The sequence below is a fragment of the Longimicrobium sp. genome (assembly GCF_036554565.1).
Taxonomy (GTDB): Bacteria; Gemmatimonadota; Gemmatimonadetes; order Longimicrobiales; family Longimicrobiaceae; genus Longimicrobium.
In genome coordinates this window covers 1-2,196 of sequence record NZ_DATBNB010000902.1, presented here as the reverse complement: position 1 = coordinate 2,196, position 2,196 = coordinate 1, and the positions used below count along the sequence as shown (strand labels likewise).

4 protein-coding genes are annotated in these 2,196 nt (G+C 71.4%); all 4 read right to left on the bottom strand.

All coding sequences use genetic code 11. From position 1 onward, the window contains the following. On the bottom strand, positions 1-159 hold a 159-nt coding region (locus VIB55_RS25585; RefSeq protein ID WP_349263080.1), incomplete at its 3' end, for a flavoprotein. Positions 160-164: 5 nt separating this feature from the next. Then, a complete protein-coding gene (gene rpoZ, locus VIB55_RS25210; protein ID WP_331025209.1) occupies positions 165-407 on the bottom strand; it encodes a DNA-directed RNA polymerase subunit omega in 243 nt (80 codons plus the stop codon). A gap of 37 nt (positions 408-444) precedes the next feature. Next, entirely contained in the window at positions 445-1,092 is a 648-nt protein-coding gene (gene gmk, locus VIB55_RS25205; RefSeq protein ID WP_331879461.1) for a guanylate kinase, read from the bottom strand. Next, on the bottom strand, positions 1,089-1,982 hold the full coding sequence (locus tag VIB55_RS25200; RefSeq protein ID WP_331879460.1) for a YicC/YloC family endoribonuclease: 894 nt from the start codon (positions 1,980-1,982) through the stop codon (positions 1,089-1,091). Before VIB55_RS25200 ends, gmk begins: the two co-directional genes overlap by 4 nt. Between the last annotated feature and the right edge of the window lie 214 nt (positions 1,983-2,196).

Here is a 2,196-nt window from a genome sequence, read left to right as displayed (position 1 = left end):
CTCCATCGCCCCCTCCGTGAGGACGACGTCGACGGACGCGCCCGCGAGGGTCAGGTCGCGGGCGACGGCGATGGCCTTGTACGCGGCGATACCGCCGGTGACGCCCAGGACCACGCGGCGCCCGGCGAAGGGGCGCCGGGGCGCGCGAGACCCGGGCATCGGGACTACGAGGGGATGATGGGGCGCTGGCGCGAGGTCAGCGTGAACTTGACCGTGCCCTCGCGCACCTCTTCGATGGCGATGGTGGTCAGCTTCTCGCGCGGCTCGTCGCCGGACACGGTGGGGTCTTCCGCCAGCTCGTTGCGGCGCAGCTCGTTGAGGTTGCGCGCCATCTTGGCGGCCACCAGGACGCCCAGGTACTTGCTGCCGGTGTGACGGGCCGCCTGGCCCGGAGTTACCACTCGCATCTGTTCCGCTCCCTCAGAAGTAAAAGCCCCGTTCCCGTCACGCGGACGGGCCCAGGTGCCTGTCGATCTCCATCGCCATCCGGTCGGCCAGCACGTCCAGCGGCGGGTGAGGCCGAAGGTCGCTCGTGCGCCCGTCCATGATGGCCTCCACGTCGCCGACCGCCGCGTCGAGGTCGTCGTTCACCACCACGTAGTCGAAGCGTGGCGCCTCGCGGATCTCGTCGCGCGCGTTCCGCAGCCGCCGCGCAACCACGTCGGCCGCGTCGCTCCCCCGCCCCACCAGCCGCTGCACCAGCACCTCGCCGGAGGGCGGAAGGACGAAGACGAGCGCCGCGTCGGGCACCTTGTGGCGGATCTGCGCGGCGCCCTGCACGTCGATGTCCAGCAGCAGGAACTCGCCGCGGTCCCGCGCCCGGTCCACTTCGCGCAGGAGCGTGCCGTAGAAGTTGCCGTGCACCTCGGCCCACTCGATCAGCTCGTCGGCGGCGATCATCCGCCGGAACTCGTCGGCGCTCACGAAGTGGTAGTGCACCCCGTCGCGCTCGCCCTCGCGCGGGCTGCGCGTGGTGGCGGAGACGGAAAACGCCACGTCGTGCCTGCGCTCGCGAAGCCGGTTGGCGATGGTCGTCTTGCCGGCGCCGGACGGGGCCGAAAGCACCAGCGGAAAGGTCCGCCGGCCGCTCACTCCACGTTCTCCACCTGCTCGCGCAGCCGCTCCACTTCTTCCTTGATGGCCACCACGCGATGGGCGATCCCCGCGTGGTTGGCCTTGGAGCCGATGGTGTTGGCCTCGCGGTGCATCTCCTGGACGAGGAACGACAGGCGCTTTCCCACCGGCTCCTCGGGGTTCGCCGCCATCAGCTCGCGGAAGAGCTCGTTGTGCGAGCGAAAGCGCACCAGCTCTTCGTTGATGTCCCAGCGCTCGGCCAGGTAGGCGATCTCCTGCGCCAGCCGGTCTTCGCTGACGGCCACTCCACCCGCCAGTTCCCGCACCGCCTCGCGTAGCCGGTCGCGCTCCGCCGCCAGCCGCGAGGGCGCCAGGTCGGCGATGGCGTCCAGCGCGGTCTCGATGGCGGAGATGCGCCCGTCCAGGTCCGCCGCCAGCCGCCGCCCCTCGTCCTCGCGCATGGAGGTGGTGGCGCGCGCAGCGTCTTCCACCACGGCCCGCAGGTCGTCCGCGGGCACCTCGGCGCGCGCACCGTCGTCGTCGCGGACGATCACGTCGTTGAAGCGAAGGAGCGACGCCAGGTCCGGCTCGCCCCCCACGCCGAAGCGCGTCCGCAGCTCGCCGAACAGCGACAGGTACGCCCTCACCCGCTCCTCGTCCAGCGCCAGGCCGATGGCCGCGGCGCCGGCTGGGCCGGAGGGCTCCAGCCGCACCGCGCAGTTCACGTGGCCACGCGAAAGCTGGGTGCGCAGCCACTCGCGCATCTGCGGCTCCCACTTCGCCAGCGAAGCGGGGGTACGAAAGTTTACGCTCAGGTGCCGGTGGTTCACGGTCCGGATTTCGACGCGCAGCGTACCCGCCTCGGTTTCCCGCTCCGCCTCCCCGAACCCCGTCATGCTCCGGATCATCGCGCCTCCGTCAGGGACCCGGAAGTTTACCGGAGTGCGCGGGGCGCGTCAATCCGTTGACAACGGGCCACTTGCAAGTGTCGGCGGGGGTTGGGGATGGGATTGTGGGGCGGGTGCTGGGGATGTTGCGGGTGGGAGCCCTTCGCGGCCCCTCGGTCCCCCTCCCCCGGCCCCTCCCCCGGCAAACTGCGCCGGGAGAGGGGGGAACTTCGAG